The 17,502-nt window shown below is 34.3% G+C and carries 18 protein-coding genes; 8 read left to right on the top strand and 10 right to left on the bottom strand.

The window, feature by feature from the left end; genetic code table 11:
- Positions 1–424 precede the first annotated feature (424 nt).
- Positions 425–1,972, bottom strand: a complete 1,548-nt coding sequence (locus tag WDZ98_RS01065) for a collagen-like protein (RefSeq protein ID WP_368060894.1) — start codon at positions 1,970–1,972, stop codon at positions 425–427.
- Positions 1,973–2,097: 125 nt separating this feature from the next.
- Here WDZ98_RS01065 and WDZ98_RS01060 point away from each other — a divergent pair, with 125 nt between their 5' ends.
- Entirely contained in the window at positions 2,098–3,219 is a 1,122-nt protein-coding gene (locus tag WDZ98_RS01060) for a tetratricopeptide repeat protein (RefSeq protein ID WP_368058474.1), read from the top strand.
- Here WDZ98_RS01060 and WDZ98_RS01055 read toward each other — a convergent pair whose 3' ends face one another.
- Together WDZ98_RS01055 and WDZ98_RS01050 are read right to left on the bottom strand one after the other, a co-directional pair.
- Complete coding sequence (locus WDZ98_RS01055) at positions 3,220–4,017, bottom strand: sulfurtransferase (RefSeq protein WP_368058476.1); 798 nt, start codon at positions 4,015–4,017, stop codon at positions 3,220–3,222.
- Positions 4,014–5,825, bottom strand: coding sequence for a nitrite/sulfite reductase (locus WDZ98_RS01050; RefSeq protein ID WP_368058478.1), 1,812 nt, complete (start codon positions 5,823–5,825; stop codon positions 4,014–4,016). Before WDZ98_RS01050 ends, WDZ98_RS01055 begins: the two co-directional genes overlap by 4 nt.
- Positions 5,826–6,010: 185 nt before the next feature.
- On the opposite strand from WDZ98_RS01050, the gene WDZ98_RS01045 reads away from it, so the two are divergent.
- The 4 genes from WDZ98_RS01045 (at position 6,011) to WDZ98_RS01030 (ending at position 9,400) form a co-directional block, all read left to right on the top strand.
- A complete protein-coding gene (locus tag WDZ98_RS01045) occupies positions 6,011–6,829 on the top strand; it encodes a sulfide-dependent adenosine diphosphate thiazole synthase (protein WP_368058480.1) in 819 nt (272 codons plus the stop codon).
- A gap of 23 nt (positions 6,830–6,852) precedes the next feature.
- The gene (locus tag WDZ98_RS01040) at positions 6,853–7,611 is read left to right on the top strand and encodes a DUF6775 family putative metallopeptidase (protein ID WP_368058482.1); all 759 of its coding nucleotides are present in this window, start codon (positions 6,853–6,855) and stop codon (positions 7,609–7,611) included.
- Between the two features lie 66 nt (positions 7,612–7,677).
- A complete protein-coding gene (trxB, locus tag WDZ98_RS01035) occupies positions 7,678–8,679 on the top strand; it encodes a thioredoxin-disulfide reductase (protein WP_368058484.1) in 1,002 nt (333 codons plus the stop codon).
- A 247-nt stretch (positions 8,680–8,926) separates the two neighbouring features.
- Complete coding sequence (locus WDZ98_RS01030; protein ID WP_368058488.1) at positions 8,927–9,400, top strand: hypothetical protein; 474 nt, start codon at positions 8,927–8,929, stop codon at positions 9,398–9,400.
- A gap of 1 nt (position 9,401) precedes the next feature.
- Here WDZ98_RS01030 and WDZ98_RS01025 read toward each other — a convergent pair whose 3' ends face one another.
- From WDZ98_RS01025 to serB, 6 genes are all read right to left on the bottom strand, one after another.
- On the bottom strand, positions 9,402–10,394 hold the full coding sequence (locus WDZ98_RS01025; RefSeq protein WP_368058490.1) for a cysteine synthase family protein: 993 nt from the start codon (positions 10,392–10,394) through the stop codon (positions 9,402–9,404).
- Positions 10,395–10,401: 7 nt separating this feature from the next.
- Entirely contained in the window at positions 10,402–10,638 is a 237-nt protein-coding gene (locus tag WDZ98_RS01020) for a sulfurtransferase TusA family protein (RefSeq protein WP_368058492.1), read from the bottom strand.
- Positions 10,639–10,783: 145 nt separating this feature from the next.
- A complete protein-coding gene (locus tag WDZ98_RS01015) occupies positions 10,784–11,218 on the bottom strand; it encodes a universal stress protein (protein WP_368058494.1) in 435 nt (144 codons plus the stop codon).
- A 44-nt stretch (positions 11,219–11,262) separates the two neighbouring features.
- A complete protein-coding gene (locus WDZ98_RS01010) occupies positions 11,263–11,469 on the bottom strand; it encodes a hypothetical protein (RefSeq protein ID WP_368060892.1) in 207 nt (68 codons plus the stop codon).
- A 283-nt stretch (positions 11,470–11,752) separates the two neighbouring features.
- The gene (gene cofE, locus WDZ98_RS01005) at positions 11,753–12,478 is read right to left on the bottom strand and encodes a coenzyme F420-0:L-glutamate ligase (protein WP_368058498.1); all 726 of its coding nucleotides are present in this window, start codon (positions 12,476–12,478) and stop codon (positions 11,753–11,755) included.
- Between the two features lie 34 nt (positions 12,479–12,512).
- Positions 12,513–13,163 carry a phosphoserine phosphatase SerB gene (gene serB / locus WDZ98_RS01000; protein WP_368058500.1) on the bottom strand — a complete coding sequence of 217 codons (651 nt, stop codon included), beginning with the start codon at positions 13,161–13,163 and terminating at the stop codon, positions 12,513–12,515.
- A gap of 104 nt (positions 13,164–13,267) precedes the next feature.
- Between serB and WDZ98_RS00995 the strand changes: the two genes are divergently transcribed.
- From WDZ98_RS00995 to egtB, 3 genes are read left to right on the top strand one after another with little or no spacing between them, the layout of a single operon-like run.
- Positions 13,268–13,555: a hypothetical protein gene (locus WDZ98_RS00995; RefSeq protein ID WP_368058502.1), complete on the top strand. Its 288-nt coding sequence runs from the start codon at positions 13,268–13,270 to the stop codon at positions 13,553–13,555.
- 59 nt (positions 13,556–13,614) lie between these two features.
- Positions 13,615–15,057, top strand: a complete 1,443-nt coding sequence (proS, locus tag WDZ98_RS00990) for a proline--tRNA ligase (RefSeq protein WP_368058504.1) — start codon at positions 13,615–13,617, stop codon at positions 15,055–15,057.
- Positions 15,058–15,101: 44 nt separating this feature from the next.
- Positions 15,102–16,412 carry an ergothioneine biosynthesis protein EgtB gene (gene egtB / locus WDZ98_RS00985; RefSeq protein WP_368058506.1) on the top strand — a complete coding sequence of 437 codons (1,311 nt, stop codon included), beginning with the start codon at positions 15,102–15,104 and terminating at the stop codon, positions 16,410–16,412.
- Here egtB and egtD read toward each other — a convergent pair.
- Positions 16,409–17,431 (bottom strand): L-histidine N(alpha)-methyltransferase, encoded by a 1,023-nt coding sequence (gene egtD, locus WDZ98_RS00980; protein WP_368058508.1) that lies wholly within the window; start codon positions 17,429–17,431, stop codon positions 16,409–16,411. The two genes, egtB and egtD, sit on opposite strands and share 4 nt — an antisense overlap.
- Positions 17,432–17,502: the final 71 nt, after the last annotated feature.

Genomic DNA, 17,502 nt, shown 5'->3' with positions numbered 1-17,502 from the left:
CTCCAAAGAGAAAGGCAGCAGCAAAACGCAAAGCCGCTCCAAAGAGAAAAGCAGCTCCAAAGAGAAAGGCAGCAGCAAAACGCAAAGCCGCTCCAAAGAGAAAAGCAGCAGCAAAAAAACGATAAAATCGTTAACAAATTAACAATCGTCTTATAGACGACGAATTGTTTTCATTTTTCTAAACATCATAGTGTTAACTGGTTTTTAGATAAATGCAAAAAAATTAGTGATGATTAATTTTCAATAGTTTTTTAAAATATTGTGAATGTCTTAAAACAACATAATGAAAAAAACAATAGATGTTAAAAAAATTATGAATGAAATTAAACAATAAATTAATCAATAAATAAAAAAGATCATCTATTAAATAAAATTAAGATAATAAATTTTTAAAATATATTATATAAAACAATATCTGAAATGATCAGTACAGATAACTCATTAATTTAATTTGTTCTTCTGTTGAAATAACATTTTTGTTTGTTAAAATTTCCAAAAGATCTTTGAATAGTGCTTTTTGTTCTGAAGACATTCCACCTGATGGACCTTTTTCTCCCGGTGGACCTGGTGGACCACGTGGACCTGCAGGACCTACTGGGCCTTGTCCTCCTTGTGGGCCTGGTTCACCTATAGATCCTATTGGACCTGTAGGACCACGTTCACCTTGTGGGCCTTGAATTCCTTGTGGGCCTTGTGGACCTTTTTCTCCTGAGGGGCCTGTTGTACCACGTTCACCTTGTGGGCCTTGTGGACCTTGTGGACCTTTATCGCCATTTGGACCCATGGAACCAGATAGACCTTTTTCTCCTATTGGACCAGTAGGACCTTTTTCTCCCTTCTCACCTTGTGGACCAGGAACTCCTGTTAGACCCTTAGAACCTGCAGGACCTTGTGGACCTTGTGGACCTTTTTCTCCTATTGGACCTTCAGTACCTCTAGGACCTTTGTCACCGAGTGGACCTGGTGGACCGAGTGGACCTTTGTCACCGAGTGGACCTGTAGGGCCTTTTTCTCCTATTGGACCAGGACCGCCTTGAATTCCTTTTTCTCCTTGTACACCAGATGAACCAGTTGGACCTTTTTCTCCTGTAGGACCTGTAGGACCTGTTAGTCCTTTGTCACCAGTAGTACCAGTAGGACCTTGATCTCCTTTGTCACCAGGAATGCCTCGTAATCCAGTTTGTCCTTTATCGCCAATTGATCCAGTTGGACCTTTTTCTCCTTTGTCACCGAGTGGACCTTTTAATCCAGTTGGACCTTTGTCACCGAGTGGACCTGTAGGGCCTTTTTCTCCTTTGTCACCAGGTGAGCCTGTAACTCCTTTATCTCCTTTATCTCCTTTATCTCCAGTAATTCCTTTGTCGCCAGTTAGTCCTCTATCTCCAGAAATTCCTTTATCACCTTGTTGTCCTTTATCTCCAGTAGAACCTTTGTTACCGAGTGGACCTGTAGGGCCTTCTTGTCCTTTGTCACCAGGTGGGCCTTGAGGACCAGGTGGACCCATAGGGCCTTTGTCACCAGGTGGGCCAGGTGGACCTGTTGGTCCTTTGTCACCATATTGACCTGATAGACTGGAGGTTGTTTTTGATGAACGTCTTGGACTGTCAGAAATTGTTTCAGGTTTTGTTTCAGGTTTTGTTTCAGGTTTTGTTTCATAGGGTGTGGAGGATCTTGCTAAAGAAACATCGAAAACAGAATGTAATGAAGAAAATAAATCCGTTACAACAACCCAAATTTTATCAAGATTTGTAATAGATGAAGGAAGAGGATTTGAAGGAGATCCGATGGTTTCAGAAAACACACCGTCTTTGACTCTAAGATGAAAATTTCCGCGCCACAGTGTAGAAAATTGTTTTGTTCTGATTGCATCTTCAGATGGTTTACTATCAGTAATTGCAATTTGAGCTTCATACACACCTGACTGTTTGAAAGGTGCCTGGCCTTGAATCTCTAATCGTGGTGGAGATGACACAATCGTTTGTGTATAGTTCAAGTATTTCTGTATTTAGATCGCTTAATTCCAATTCAAGTTCAAGATTAGTAGATGTAGGCTCGATTAAGATTGATATTTATCTAGAGAAAACGCCAAAATGAGCTGTGAAAAGACCATTTGGAAAAAAATCAGATGAAAGTAAAGCGACAAAATCAGATGAGATCATTCCTCAAGAGAGAAGTTTAGTAGATGTAGATTACAATCGTAAAAGATTATTTAAAAAAGGAATCAATTTGATGGCAGATGAAAAGCTAGAAGAGGCAGTTGATGTTTTTGAATTGGCATTACGAATTGACCCCAATAATGTTGAAACACTAATGAAATTAGGATATGCCAGATTTCATTTAGAAGATTATGCTGAAGCATTAAGAGTGTATGATAAGATTTTAGATATTGATGTAACAAATCCAGAAGCATGGAATCTCAAAGGTTTAGTGCATTATGAGCAAAAAAATTATTCAAAAGCCCTAGATTCGGTAAACAAAGCAATAGAGTCTGATCCAACATATGCAATGGCATGGTACAATCAAGCGTGTTTCTTATCATTACTAAACCAAGTACCAGAATCATTAGAATCATTGAAGCGTTCTATTGAGATAGATGTTAAAAACGCCAGAAGATCAATTCGTGACAAAGATTTTGTAAATGTTAAAATCGAGGAAGGATTCAAACGAATTCAAGAAGTAGTGGTATTAGAGTCAATCAAACAAGGATACCACACTTTAGGGGCAATTGTATGGACGACATTTCTAGACAGAGTAGATGCAGAGTCATCATTAAGAAAATTGTTAGAGAAAGGCTTAATCATTCAGAATGAAAAACGTGAAGGTCTAAGTAAAATTCCGATATATGATCTTGCAGAAAACATTGCAGAAAAATTAGGTAAAGAAAAGAAAGGATTGTTTGGAATTACCAAAAAAACATTACCAAAGCCAGTTAAAAATTTGAAAGAGTTAAGTCAAGCAATTCAATCGGTCAAAGAAGCAATAGAAGAAGAGAATGTTGAAAAAGTCATAGATGTTTTTGATGTGTTCATAGACCCAACAAAATCAGGAGAACAGATGATAGAAAGTTTCTTTGATGAACATAGAGAAATCAGATTATGGAAAATTAGATTAAAAGACAGAGGTGTAGACTATCTAATTGACAACAAAGAAAAAATGCTAGTTCTATTTGGCAATATAGAAGGCACAGTTACAAAAAAACTCAGAAGTCAAATATCTTAATTATTCAGCAGATAAATCCCAGTAGTTAGCATCTTCTTGCTTTTCAGTAGGTTTTTGGAGGTTTTTCCATTCTTTAAAAGAGCGAACGTATAATTTTGGGTTAGGTAATCCTGCAGATTTTAACGCATAATACGCCAATCCAGAAAGAGTGCCAACACTGCCACAATATGTAATAATTTCAGAATTTCCCACAATACCGCGATTTTCAAACAATCGTTTCATGTCTTCTTTTGAGCGTAAAATTTTATCGCTAGATGCCAAAGTACGGTAGGGAATACTGATAGCACCAGGGATATGCTGTTCAAGAAAATTTAGTCTTTCTCTATTATCAATCAAAATTACATCATCTCTAGATTTGGCACTTTCCAAATACTCAGAAGTTGCAAGAATGTCAGGTTGCAGTTTAAGTGAATGAACTTTGTTTTGAATTTCAGGAACAATAGAATCACTTTCCAATCCAAGAGATTTCCAATTACTAAAAGTGGTTTCAAGCAATGTCACGTCAGAATGTCCAAGATATTCTAAAGTCCAGGCGACTCTTGATGCCAAAGCACCAAAAGTATCATCATACACAACTACAGAAGTCTCATCATCAATTCCCATAGAGTTTACAAGTTTCAAAACTCGGTCTGGGCTATCATCAGATAAAAGATTGGCCAAAGGTAAATTTACGGATGTAGGAATATGATCTCGTTTGTAATCATCTTCTCTCCTAACATCAATTACTCGAACACTTTTATCTTGAATTTCAGAACGCAGAGAATCAACATCAGTAGTTATTTTATCAGACGCTGTCAAGCAGCACATTCACCTTTGCCAGTTTTAGTATGATAGCTAGAATCACTTCCATAATCCAAGTAAAAGTCAGGATCATCTTCTTTTGTAGGAGGAACAATTATTGGTTCCAATATTTTTTTAATGTCAGTGAGTGATTTAACAGCAGAGTCTTCATTACCGTTAACTACTCTATGAATCCAAGATTTCAGAGTATCGCCAGATTTTTTGTGTTCTTTGAATGTTTCAATGATTTTAAGAATTACTGGGATTACTCTTTTTGCAGGAACTCTAAGACATGTTTGTCCCAACATAGTATCGCCGTCAGAACGCCCACCTAGAGACATTTGATAATTAGCATACATGTCTTTCCCAACACGTGCTCCACCACCAAAAAATCCTATAGTTGCAATTCCATGCTGTCCACAAGAATTTGGACACCCACTTATCTTAATTGAAGAATCACTAAGGTCATCATCTTCATCAAACTTTAATTCAAGGAATTTTCTTTGAATTTCTTTTGCAAGTCTGTGAGAATTAGTTAATGCCAAATTACAGGATGTTGTGCCAGAGCACCCAATTGGAGCAGTCATTGTCAAGGCACCTGATTTTGCTAATCCAACCTCAAGTAATCTAGAATACAAGCTGGGTAAATCATCTTCATGAACGTAACGCAAGGCAAGGTTTTGTACAAAACCAGATCTAGCTTTGCCTTCAGAAGAGAAATCACGAATTATAGATGCTAATGCAAAAAGCTGACTAGCAGTAATATCACCAGCTTCAAGAGTAAGAAACACAGAACGGTAATCAGGTTGAGTTTGCTTGACGGTATTTGTTTTAAGCCATCTAGCATATCCATCAGGAATTGTCATGGTGCCACTTTCATCAGAGATTCTAATTGGTCGTCGGATTGGAGTAGTGGAATGATCAACTTCCAGTTGAGTTATTATTGATTGTGTAGCTCTAACAATTGCTCTTTCTTTAAACACCAGATTTTGAAATTTATCCCAACCCATATCGTTAACAAGATATCGCATTCTGTTTCTTGCAAGATTTTTTCGATCACCTAATCTATCAAAAATTCTTATCACTGCAATGGATGTGTAAAGTAAATCTTCTTCAGATGTAAAGTCCTCTAGTTGATGGCCCACATAGGATTTATTTCCCAACCCACCACCAAGGAAAATTTTGAACCCTCGTTGTAAAGTTCCATCAATTTCTCGTGTTTGTGGAATTAATCCAACATCGACCATTCTCACCATACCATGTTTTTCGCAACATGTGAAATTGAATTTGAATTTACGTGGTAAGTTTTGAGCCATAGGATTCCTCAAGAAGAATCTAGCAGTTGCAATAGCATATGGAGTCGCATCAAATTCTTCATCAGGACAAACACCAGACAGAGGACTACACATAACATTTCTGACAGAATTCCCACATGCTTCCCTTGATGTTAGACCAACTTCTGCAAGACCACGAAATATTTCAGAAACATCTTCAAGAATCACCCAGTGAAGTTGGATGTTTTCGCGTGTTGAAAAATGAGCGCTTCCTATAGAGTATTGTTCGCTTAGTTGAGATATTTTTTCAATTTGATCAGGATATATTTCACCAGCAGGGAGTTTGATTCTTACCATTGCATAATCACTAGTCATTCTAGTACCGTATGCGCCATGTTGAAGTCTAAATCGCCTAAAGCTTTCTTCATCATATTTTCCTTGGCGGAATAACTTTACAGTTTTAGCAAAATTATCAGATTCTTCGATTCTAGCCCAATTTATTTTTGGTTTCACAGAATCTGAAGAAGATTGCTTAAGAGTAGATATTGTCAATACACAGAAATTTCTTTTAGTTTGGATATAAATTTTTGATATGTGGATGTTTTAGGTGAGGAGTTTTCCTCAAAGTACATTAATTTCCTACTTTTACGGAATTTGAAAACTAAAATTAGTGTCACCTAATTATATTTAGAAAAAGTTTTGGGAAAGTATTAATTGTTCAGAAAGTGAAGCAGAGCATGCAAGAAGCAACAATTGCGGAACAATCAAACAAAATATTTACTGATGTTCGCGAGGTTGAAATTACACGTGCAATTGCAAACGAGTTTCATGATGTTTTAATTGACAGAGCAGACTCAGATGTAATAATTATCGGTGCAGGTCCTGCAGGATTAACTGCAAGTAGAGAATTATCAAACTTAGGATACAAAGTACTAGTTATTGAACAGAATAACTACCTTGGTGGAGGTTATTGGTTAGGAGGATACATGATGAATCCAGTGACAGTAAGAGAGCCTGCTCAAAAGTTTTGGGATGAACTAGGAATACCATACAAAAAAGTTGCGGACGGATTATACTTAACCCCAGGACCACATGCAGTATCAAAATTAATTGCGGCAGCATGTGATGCAGGAGTAAAATTTCTTCAACTTACTAAATTTGATGATCTAGTATTGAAAAATGGTAGAGTTACTGGAATTGTAGTTAATTGGATGCCAGTGTCAGCTTTACCACGAAATATTACATGTGTAGATCCAGTTGCACTTGAAGCAAAAATAATCATTGATGCCTCAGGTCATGATTCAGTAGCTGTAAAAAGACTAGTTGATAGAGGATTAGCAAAATGGAAAGGAATGGAACCTATGAACGTCAATGATGGAGAAGAACATGTGGTTCATAAAACAGGAGAGGTTTATCCTGGATTAATTGCAGCAGGAATGTCAGTGACTGAAACACATGGTTTAGCAAGAATGGGTCCGACATTTGGTTCAATGTTATATTCTGGAAAGAGAGCAGCTGAAATAACAGTTGAAAAAATCAAAGAGTTAGAAAGATAAGCCATCAAAACATTGTTTTCTTAGTGAAAATTTCCAAAATTATTCTATACGATGAACCCGCAGTTCCCGAAATTCAAATTGAGAAAATAAAGAAATTCATCACAGATACATTTCAGATTGAAACAGAGTTAAGAGGAAATTTTTTTGCATCTGTAGAAAACAAGGTATTAGAAAAAATAGCAACAGTTAGAGTTTTTGATTTAAAAAAACAGTTCAAAAAACACAATCCAACACAAGAAGAATGCCAGATTGAGAAAGAGAACAGAGACATGTCTGGAAAAGACATAATGACACTATATGATGGGTTTGAATTACAGAATATTATTTCAGAAAGCGTTTCGAATATAGATGATATCTTACACATAGTGTTTACAAACAAGCTTACTGTCACATTTGATAGGGATGATTTCAGATATCATGCTAGAGCAATAATCAGTTCAAATCCCACAATAATTTCTACGACAGGAATCATAGAAGCCCCTGCAAAAGCAAGGCAATATTATCTAGATCTATTGACTAATTTTTCAGAAGAAAAAATTGGCGAAATTAAGGAAAAATACAAAGGGGGATTTTTAGAATATCATGATTCAAGATTAAATGAAATTGTTGAAGGGTACATCTTACAAGCCATAATGTACTATAAAACAGGAGAAGCGTTTTGTGAAGATAAAGAATGCAGATTGTTTAACGCGCATTGGCAAAAAGATTTGCTTTATTCACAAATCGAAAGTAAAAAAATATGTGATCGACATTCAGAGATGATAGTCAAATTTAGAAATTAGTTAAAAAGGTGGACACGGCATGTGTGGTCAATAACTTAAATTATTGAAATTAAGACCAATAACATCATGATGGCAGGAGATGCAGGGACATCAGTTCTCGAAACGAGAGAGGCTGAACCAAAAATATCAGACAAAACCAAAACAAAATTTGATGTGGTAATTATTGGAGCAGGTCCATCTGGATACACTGCAGGGATTTATTGTTCCAGAGCAGGATATGACACTTTAATTTTATCAGGATTATTGCCAGGAGGACAGCTGGTTAACACTACAGAAGTTGAAAATTATCCTGGATTTGAAAACGGAATCATGGGCCCAGATTTAATGATTGAAATGAGAAAACAATCTCAAAGAATGGGAACAACGATTGTAGATGACGTAGTAGTTAATGTAGATTTTAGACGAAAACCATTCAAAGTTCTAACAGCATCAGAAGAGTATGAAGGACGTGCGGTGATTATTGCAACAGGCGCAAATCCAAGAAAACTTGGATTGGATGGGGAAGAAACATTTGGAGGCAAAGGGGTATCATATTGTGCAACTTGTGATGGGCCATTCTTCAGAAATCAAGAAATCATTGTAGTAGGTGGAGGAGATTCAGCAATTGAAGAAGCAACATTTCTAACTAAATTTGCAACAAATGTTCATTTGGTACACCGACGAGGAGAATTACGCGCGAGCAAAATCATGCAAGACCGTGCTCTTAGTAATGAAAAAATAAAATTTCATTTTGATTCTGCAGTGACTGAGATAAAAGGAGACAAAAAAATGAGACAGGCAGTTTTAAAGAATTTAAAAACAAATGAAGAAAAAATTCTAGATGCAGAAGCTTTGTTTGTTGCAATAGGACATGAACCAAATACAAAATTATTCGAAGAACAGATCGATTTAGATGCTGATGGATATATTGTACTAAAAAACAAAACACATACCAATATTGAAGGCATTTTTGCAGCAGGAGACGTACATGATAGAAATTATCGTCAAGCAGTTACCGCTGCAGGATTTGGATGTATGGCAGCAATTGATGTGGATAAATATCTTACAGAAAGTGCAGATAAGCAATAATGAAAAATGCTCAATGTAAAAAATGTCTAAAAAAGTTTCATGAGAAAGACATCTATACTATTCAGCAGTTTCAATATAGAAAAATACCAGCATACGATTGGTCAATAAAGTATTTTGAAAAATTAGGAATTACCGAATGGGACTCATTCTGTGAAGAATGTATGTCATTTTACGCTAAAGAATCAGAAAAAAGATCGGATAAATCAAAAATCTAAACTCTATATTGCAAGATAGTAAACTAAGAATGATGAGTCAAGATCCTGAAAATATAAAAAAATCAGTTAAAGAACACAGTGATAAACTTGCAAAATTAGGCAGAGAGTTAGGAGAAATACAATTCAGTTACAAAATTGAAGAAAAACCAACCAAAGAATATTGGCAACAAAGAATTAAAAATTTTAAAAAATATAATGAAAAAGGAGCAGAGTATTACAATCAAGTGTACAATATGATGAATTTAGTAAACAAACAAGAGGCACAATTATTTCTTTTAAGAATAAGTAAATTTCGACATCTAAGTAAAACAGTGATTGAAAACATGGAGAAAGTAAGTGAAAATCCATCAATAGTGAATTCTAAAGATAAACAACAAAGTCAATGGAGCAGAGAGATAAAAAATCAATTAACAGAGCAGAGCAACAAATGCCTACGACATGAGATGGATATGAATTCTACATTTAGAGAATTTTATGAGAAAGAACTTGGAAAAATATTAGAATAATTCAATATGCCAATTCTGACATGTATTTTGCATGTTTAAGTGAATCATCAAATTCTTCTTCAGTCATTATATTCTGTGTTGCATAAACGCTTTTGAATTTTCTACCATCGTCAGCAAAAATTCCCACCACACATGCATTACCTTCAATAGGATATTTTTTCATGCATGCATATACAGCTGCAGATGAAGGACTGATCAAAAGTTGATCTTTTGTAAAAACTTCTTTCACTACGGAGAATGCTTCGTTGTTATCTACAGAAATCCAATCATCAACAACATTTTCTCGTCGTAAAAACAAGTCAGGTTTTGCAGACTCTTCAAAATTTCTCCATCCTTGAATTAAATGATTTTGCTGTGGCTGACATCCTATAATCTTCACATTAGGGTTTTTTTCTTTAAGAAAAGTACCAATGCCAGTAATTGTACCGCCAGTACCAACACCAGTAAAGAAATGTGTCACTTTACCGTCAGTTTGTTTCCAAATTTCGGGTCCTGTTCCAACATAATGTCCTTTGAAATTAGCTTCATTCGCATACTGATTTGGAGAATAGTATGTGTCTGGTCTAGACGAGGCAATAGAGGTAGCAAGTGCAATACTTTGATCAGTGCCAGCCCCAACTTTAGGACATAAATCATCACTTGTTTCAAACACTTTAGCACCAAGGCTTCTAATGATATCTTTAGTTTCGTTACTAGCTTTTTCAGGAATAACTATCTCAACTTTGTAACCAAGAATATTTGCAATTCCAGTCAATGCAATTCCAGTGTTGCCAGAAGTAGGTTCAATGATTATACTTTTTCCTTTTGTTAGAATTCCTTTTTCTTCTCCATCTTTTATCATCCAATATGCAGCTCGATCTTTTACAGAACCAAATGGATTATGGCCTTCTAATTTTGCAAAATATTCAATATCATCATGTGAGAGAGAATTTAATTTTACAAGAGGAGTATTGCCTACACGATTTAGAACATCTGTATCAGTAACAGTAGTCATAATAAGATTATTTCACCTTTTTAATTTGGAAGGTAATTACATCACCGTTTTTAGACATGTCTAATAATTCATGACCGTTTCTTGTGACCCATCTGGAAATATCATCCTCAGCGGCAGGATCATCTGCGGAAACAGTAATTATTTCGCCAACCTGCATTCTTTCAATTTCAATTTTTGTTCTAAACACAGGTTCAGGACAAAATAATCCAGTTGCATCCAATTTTTTTTGACTTGATTCAGACATTGATAACTAATTCATAAAGAGTGATTTGTCATATTAAAATCTATTTTAACTAGTGAAAGCGTATCTATAACAAATTAGCTTTACCTATCAGATTTTTATGATTATTCTAAAAACAGAATGAATTATTTGATGAACACGCACAATATCAGACATTAAACATGGGACAATTTACATGACTATACACATAGTTAACTGTACTATCATGGTAAATTTTTCCAGGGCTAATTTTTGAAAGTTTACTCATCACTATCAAATCTACATTATGGGATTTAGCAAACGATACTATGCACTTTGATGCCAGACTACAATTGGTTATCTTTGATTTGCAATCAATCTCAGATTTTTCAGCAAGTGTTTCTAATTTTACTATCTTTTCTTTCATTATTTTACTACGTTTTTTCATATTATTTTTATCGGATTTAGTTTCAAACCATACAAATGTAGATTCACGTTCTATACATGATAAAATAGTAATTTTCGAAGTAAATTTTTTTGCCAATTGTATTGCTCCATCAAACGCCTTATCACCAGTTTTAGTGCCATCATAAGGAACAAGAATATGTTGAAAAGATAATGCCATATTACTAAAATGATACATAACCAGGTATTAAAATCAACAAGACACTATCTTCCAAATGCGTTTTGAATATCTGAAGACGTTCCAAATCCAACTAGATGAAAATGGGATAATGAGTACAATCTGCATTCTGTTTTATTGAATTTGAAAGGATTGAAGATTAATGCACCATGATCGATAGAACCAAACCTATCGTCTACTTGTCCTGTATGGTGTCTGAACACAATCATTGCCAGATATGAGAAAATATCCAAATAACTGCAAAAATACCATTTAATTTGAAAATCGTAGGCACAAATTAAATGGTCTAAAATGGTACATTAAAAAAAATCAAAAGAAACCAATTCATCTAATATTAACAACTCCCATGTCACACCACAACCTTCCAGTAAAGACATTACGTCAAATAATGAGTCATATCTTAAAGCTTGGAAATATTCATCTTTTGTATGCATTATTTGAAAAAGAACATGACAAGATAATTCAATGGGGGAGAATATTAAAAAAGATTATCTCAACTAGAACTTTATTGAAAGATTATCGAAAAAGATCTTCACATTCTGGGCGAATTAATTTTTCAATACTAGAATTTTCAAATTTAAAAGAGTAATCTCGAATTAATGCAACAGGGCATTTGAGAGATTTTCCCATCACTAATTCTGCTGCAGCAGAAAGCTCATCAGCGACTGCAATTGCAGTGATACGTAAGACTTTTCCAAATGAATCAAGAGTTCCAGCATAATCCAGAATGGGATTCAATCCTGAAATACCAATTGCACAATTAGTTTGACCCATTCTAAAAGGACGACCGAATGTATCTGAAATTATAACGGCCACATTTTTGTTAGATTGTTTCATTATATTGTCACGAATTATTTTTGCAGAAATATCAGAGTTTAGTGGAAGTAATGTAACATAGCCATCTTTGACATTACTTTCATCAACACCAGCATTTGCACAAATGAAGCCATTGTTTGTTTCAACTATCAGAATGCCATTACTCATTCTAACAATTCGTTTAGATTCAGATAAAATTAATTCAATGATTTTAGGATCTTTGTGATATTGTGAACCAATACCTTCAGATAGCAATGAAGAGGTAACAGAAGATAGTTCGACTATACGTCCTTCTTGTTTAGATATGATTTTTTGTGCTATGACGATAATATCGCCATTACGTATTTGATTAGATTTTAAAATAATATCAGATATATCATCAGATGAAGTTATTTCGTGATTAATGTGGATGGGGATTATTTGCAAACACAGTGGCTTGTAAAACGGACTAAAAAATTGTTTATGCAGGAGTGGTGGTTTCTAATTCAAGATCATAGTGCTTGTTTATTATATCCAAAATCTTAGAAAGATCTTTTTCTTCTAAGGTAGTGGTAGCCAAGTCTTTAACTATATCTTGAGCACGATAAGCAATTCCTAAACCACATATATCAAATAATTTTACGTCGTTTGCACCATCAACCACACAAACAATATCTTCTTTCTTCTCACCCCATTCTGCGATTTTTATTTTTGCAGAAAGCGATTTGTCAGAAGTAACACGAATAGATACACCATCAAGTTTCCCATCTTTGAATATTAATTCATTGGAGTAAATGTAATCTAACCCCAATTCTTTTTGTAATCTTTCCATCATCAAAGTAAATCCACCAGATACTGCCATGAGTTTCCATCCAGCTGCTTTTAGTATTCTACACGCTTCCTTTGCGCCAGTCATTATAGGTAATGAGTCAGATACTTCTTGACAAATTTTTTCATCTAAACCTTTTAGTGCTGCTACTCTTGTTTTAAGTCCTTCTTCCCAATTGATTTTTCCCTGAATTCCTTGTCTAGTTATTTCCCAAATTTCATTTTGTTTGTTGATCTTCTCTGCAAGAATAGGCAAATATTCTTCATCATACAAAACACCCTCAACATCAAAAATTATCAGCAATTGATTTCTGATTTGGAAAAAAATCGCTAATTATATTAAAGTTTAAACTTTTTTTCAGATCTAAAAAACGCTAGTAATAAATCACCGAATGTATTGTGTTAATCATGGGCGAATTAGAACATAAATTCGAAGTAGATATCGGAGAAAAAGAAGGAAAACAGAAACTCCCAGATGATGTCAAAGAAGAGCTGAAAACATCAGGCATGATGGACGAAAAAGGGAAATTAAAATTAAAAGGAGTCAGTCCAAAAATGCTAAAAAAAATGAAACAAGAGTTTGTCGCATGCCCAGTTTTAAAAGAAGACATTCAATTTATCCAATGTTTTGTATGTTCAAACTTCCAAAGCAGAGTAATGGGAAAAGTACTTTGTAAAGGAGATCCTTTAAAATAAACTGAAATCAAAATTGTCACGAAAGGCTCATTAGTTAAATTAATTCATCGAATTCTAGTTTGGTTAAAGAAGACGTAGGAATTACTGTTTCAAAAGAAGGGGATTTTAGTGAATGGTATACTCAAGTTGTACTCAAAGCCAAACTTGCAGATTATGCTCCAGTGAAAGGATTGATTGTACTCAGACCAGATGGATATGCTATATGGGAGTCACTAAGAAGCACATTTGATAAAAAATTTGCAAAAAATGGAATCAGAAATGGATTTTTGCCAATACTGATTCCAGAATCACTACTGGGAAAAGAACAGAAACATTTTGCAGGATTTAATCCAGAAGTATTTTGGGTTACACACTCAGGAACAAATGAAATAGGAGATAGGCTTGCATTAAGACCCACATCGGAAACATTAGCATACACATTGTATTCAAAATGGATTCAAAGTTGGAGAGATTTGCCATTAAAAATTAATTTTTGGAATACGGCGCTGAGGGCAGAAATCAAGGCAACAAAACCATTTCTTAGAACTTCAGAATTTTTGTGGCAAGAAGGGCACACAGTACACAGCACAAAAGAAGAAGCTGAAACCGAAGTTATGAAAATTTTAGAAATTTACAAAAATACTGTTGAAGAAGAATTAGCAATTCCTGTAACAACAGGAAAGAAAAGTGAGAAAGAAAAATTTGTAGGTGCAGTGTACACGACCACCATGGAAGCAATCATGCCAGATGGCAAAGCATTGCAAATGGGTACATCTCATTTCTTAGGACAGAATTTTTCAAAACCATTTGAAGTGAAATTTGCAGATAAAGACAACGTAGAGCATTTTGCATGGCAAACATCATGGGGAGTCTCTTGGAGACTGATAGGAGCAATGATCATGGTTCACGGAGACGACAAAGGGCTCGTATTACCACCTAAAGTTGCACCGATACAAGTTGTAATTGTACCAATTTACAAAAATGACGAAGGTAAAGATATCGTATTGCCTAAAGTAGAAAGTATCAAAAATGAACTAGAGTTAAAAGAAATCAGAGTCCATATTGATGACAGAGAAGGATTGTCTCCAGGTTTCAAATTCAATGATTGGGAATTAAAAGGAGTTCCATTAAGAATTGAAATAGGCCCAAAAGATATTGAAAAGAAAAGTATCGTGATTGCAAAAAGATACAATCTTGAGAAAATCAGTCTAAGTTTTACTGAAATTGAAAAAATCCCTACGATTTTGAACGAAATACAAACAGAGATGTTAAAAAATGCTAAAAAACAATCCGAAACAAACACGATAAATATTTCAAACTACAATGAGTTCAAATCAAAAATAGAGAAAGGAGGTTTCTTCAACGCTCCCTGGTGTGGAAAATTAGAATGTGAGGAGAAAATCAAAGAAGAGACAGGGGCAGACATCAGGGTAATTCCATTTGGTTGCGAAGATGAAAATCAAAAATGCATTTATTGCCAAAATCAAAGTAAAATCACACCAATTTTTGCAAGAGGTTATTAAAAAAACACACAAACATAATAATAGAAAAAAATAATTTTCCGGTAATGACTTCAAATCAAGAATTAGAGGCAAACAAATCGCTATTAGAGCAATTTAGAGAGACACGAAGCAGGACATTAGAGATTGTAAAAACTTTAGAAAAAGATGATTTCATTGTACAAACTGCATTTTTTATGAGTCCACCAAAATGGCACATAGGTCATGTGAGTTGGATTTATGAAACAATTATGAGTAAATTAAACAAGAATTATGAGTTTTATTCAAAAGAATTTTCAGAATATTTGAATTCATATTATCAGCAATTTGGGATTCCTCACGATAAAGGATTACGTGGAGTAGTATCAAGACCAACAACAGACGAAATTTTCCAATATTTCAATACAATTAACCAGAGAATTGAAAAATTCATCAAAAATGAAAATCTGAATGAAAACGCAAGAAATATGATCATAATTGGAATTCATCATGAATGCCAACACCAAGAACTACTAGTGTATGATTTGCAGCATTTGCTTGCAGAGCAATATAGACCTGTTAAAAAAAATGAAATTAAAAAACAATCAAAGATTGAACCAAATACAATTCATGTCAAAGGGGGATTATACACTATGGGGTATAATGGAAAAGAGTTTTGTTATGATATTGAATTACCAGAACATGTTGTTTATCTAAACGATTACAAAATAGACGAGTTTCCTGTAACAAATCAACAATATCTGGAATTCATGAAAGACGGTGGGTATGAGAAATACAAGTATTGGCTATCAGATGGATGGGAGAAAGTAAAAGCAAACAAATGGAAATCTCCAATGTATTGGGAAAAAATCAATGACAAGTGGTACGTACGAGATTTTTTAGGAATTAGAGAAATTAATCCAAACGAACCAGTTTGTCATGTTAGTTATTATGAAGCAGATGCATATTGCAAATGGGCAAATAAGAGACTTCCAACTGAAGCAGAATGGGAAAAAGCAGCATGTTGGAATGAAGAAAAACAAGAAAAGACAACATATCCTTGGGGAAACGAAGAGCCTACTGAAGATAAATGCAATTTATTAGAATCACATCATTGGAGCTGCACAGAGATAGGAACATACCCAAATGGACAGAGTCATGTCGGATGCCAACAAATGATAGGAGACGTATGGGAATGGACTGCATCAGAATTTACAGGATATCCTGGATTTAGATCAGGTTTTGAGGAATACAACGACAAATGGTTCACGAATCAAAAAGTTTTGAGAGGGGGATCTTTTGGCACACCAAGAATGTCAATTAGAGGAAGCTATAGGAATTTTTTCAGACTGGATGAACGTTGGCTGTTTTCAGGTTTTAGATGTGCTGAAGATATCTAGTTTTTAGATGCTAACGTTAATGAAAAATATTTTTTATCATCCAACCAAATATGATGAATTTTAAATCCAGTGCTTTCAAGAAGGTTACGAACTTGAGACAAATTAAATTTGTATGAATGTTCAGTGTGAATTAATTCATTTTTTTCTAGATTCAATAAAAGATTGGATTTAGATACAACTACAGATTGAGACGAAAGGGATTTCAAGTACATTTCAATTCGTTGATATTCTTCATTATAAGTAGAATAATGAGAAAAATTGTTCAAATCAAAATTGGCTCCAAGTTCATCATTTATTCTAGAAAGAACGTTGAGATTGAATTGAGCAGTAACCCCTTGTGAGTCATCATATGCAGATTCTAAAATACGTTTATCTTTTACTAAATCCAATCCAATTAAAAAGAGGTCACCTAGTTTCATAGTAGAATTTATTTTTTGTAAAAAGTTTTTGCCATCATTAGGAGAGAAATTACCAAAGCTAGAACCAAGAAAAAGAATCAGATTTTTTTTATCATCATAATTTTCAAGAAACTCTAGTCCACCTTCATAAGTATCAATAATACCAGTAATGTGTAAATTATCATAATCTTTGAGAAGTTGTTCAGAACTTTCTGCCAAAATTTCAGATATATCTATTGGGACATACTCAATAGAATTTTGCAGTGTTGTAAAAATATCAAGAATTAATCTAGTTTTAACAGACGCGCCACTTCCAAGTTCAACTAATCTAAAAGAGTCATCAAGATGTTTCGGTAACTCAATTTGTAAATTCTTCAATATTGCAATTTCAGTTCTAGTAGGATAATATTCAGGCAACATGCAGATTTTTTCAAATAAATCTGATCCTTTTTTATCATAAAAAAATTTAGGCGTAATAAACTTGGAATTTCTATTGAGGCTAGAAGAAATTTCCTCGGCAAATGTTTTCTCTATTTTACTAGCATGGGGTTTAAAATATTGAAGTTTGGAATCTACGACAAATTGTTTATAATTTAGATTCTTTTGAATTGTGTCACTCAAGTATTAAACAAGTCTTTATTTAACATAAATGCGTTGTCCCAAATTTTATGCGTGAATCATATTTCTTGATA

The sequence above is a fragment of the Candidatus Nitrosopumilus sp. genome (genome assembly GCF_040878665.1).
GTDB lineage: Archaea > Thermoproteota > Nitrososphaeria > Nitrososphaerales > Nitrosopumilaceae > Nitrosopumilus.
This window is presented reverse-complemented; position numbering and strand designations above follow the sequence as displayed.

Excerpts from the sequence above, each read along its gene's own strand:
- trxB (WP_368058484.1), top strand. The coding sequence starts at position 7,678 with ATGATGGCAGGAGATGCAGGGACATCAGTTCTCGAAACGAGAGAGGCT.
- WDZ98_RS01015 (WP_368058494.1), bottom strand. The coding sequence starts at position 11,218 with ATGGCATTATCTTTTCAACATATTCTTGTTCCTTATGATGGCACTAAA.
- WDZ98_RS00995 (WP_368058502.1), top strand. The coding sequence starts at position 13,268 with ATGGGCGAATTAGAACATAAATTCGAAGTAGATATCGGAGAAAAAGAA.
- WDZ98_RS01030 (WP_368058488.1), top strand. The coding sequence starts at position 8,927 with ATGAGTCAAGATCCTGAAAATATAAAAAAATCAGTTAAAGAACACAGT.
- egtB (WP_368058506.1), top strand. The coding sequence starts at position 15,102 with ATGACTTCAAATCAAGAATTAGAGGCAAACAAATCGCTATTAGAGCAA.
- WDZ98_RS01025 (WP_368058490.1), bottom strand. The coding sequence starts at position 10,394 with ATGACTACTGTTACTGATACAGATGTTCTAAATCGTGTAGGCAATACT.
- WDZ98_RS01020 (WP_368058492.1), bottom strand. The coding sequence starts at position 10,638 with ATGTCTGAATCAAGTCAAAAAAAATTGGATGCAACTGGATTATTTTGT.
- WDZ98_RS01045 (WP_368058480.1), top strand. The coding sequence starts at position 6,011 with ATGCAAGAAGCAACAATTGCGGAACAATCAAACAAAATATTTACTGAT.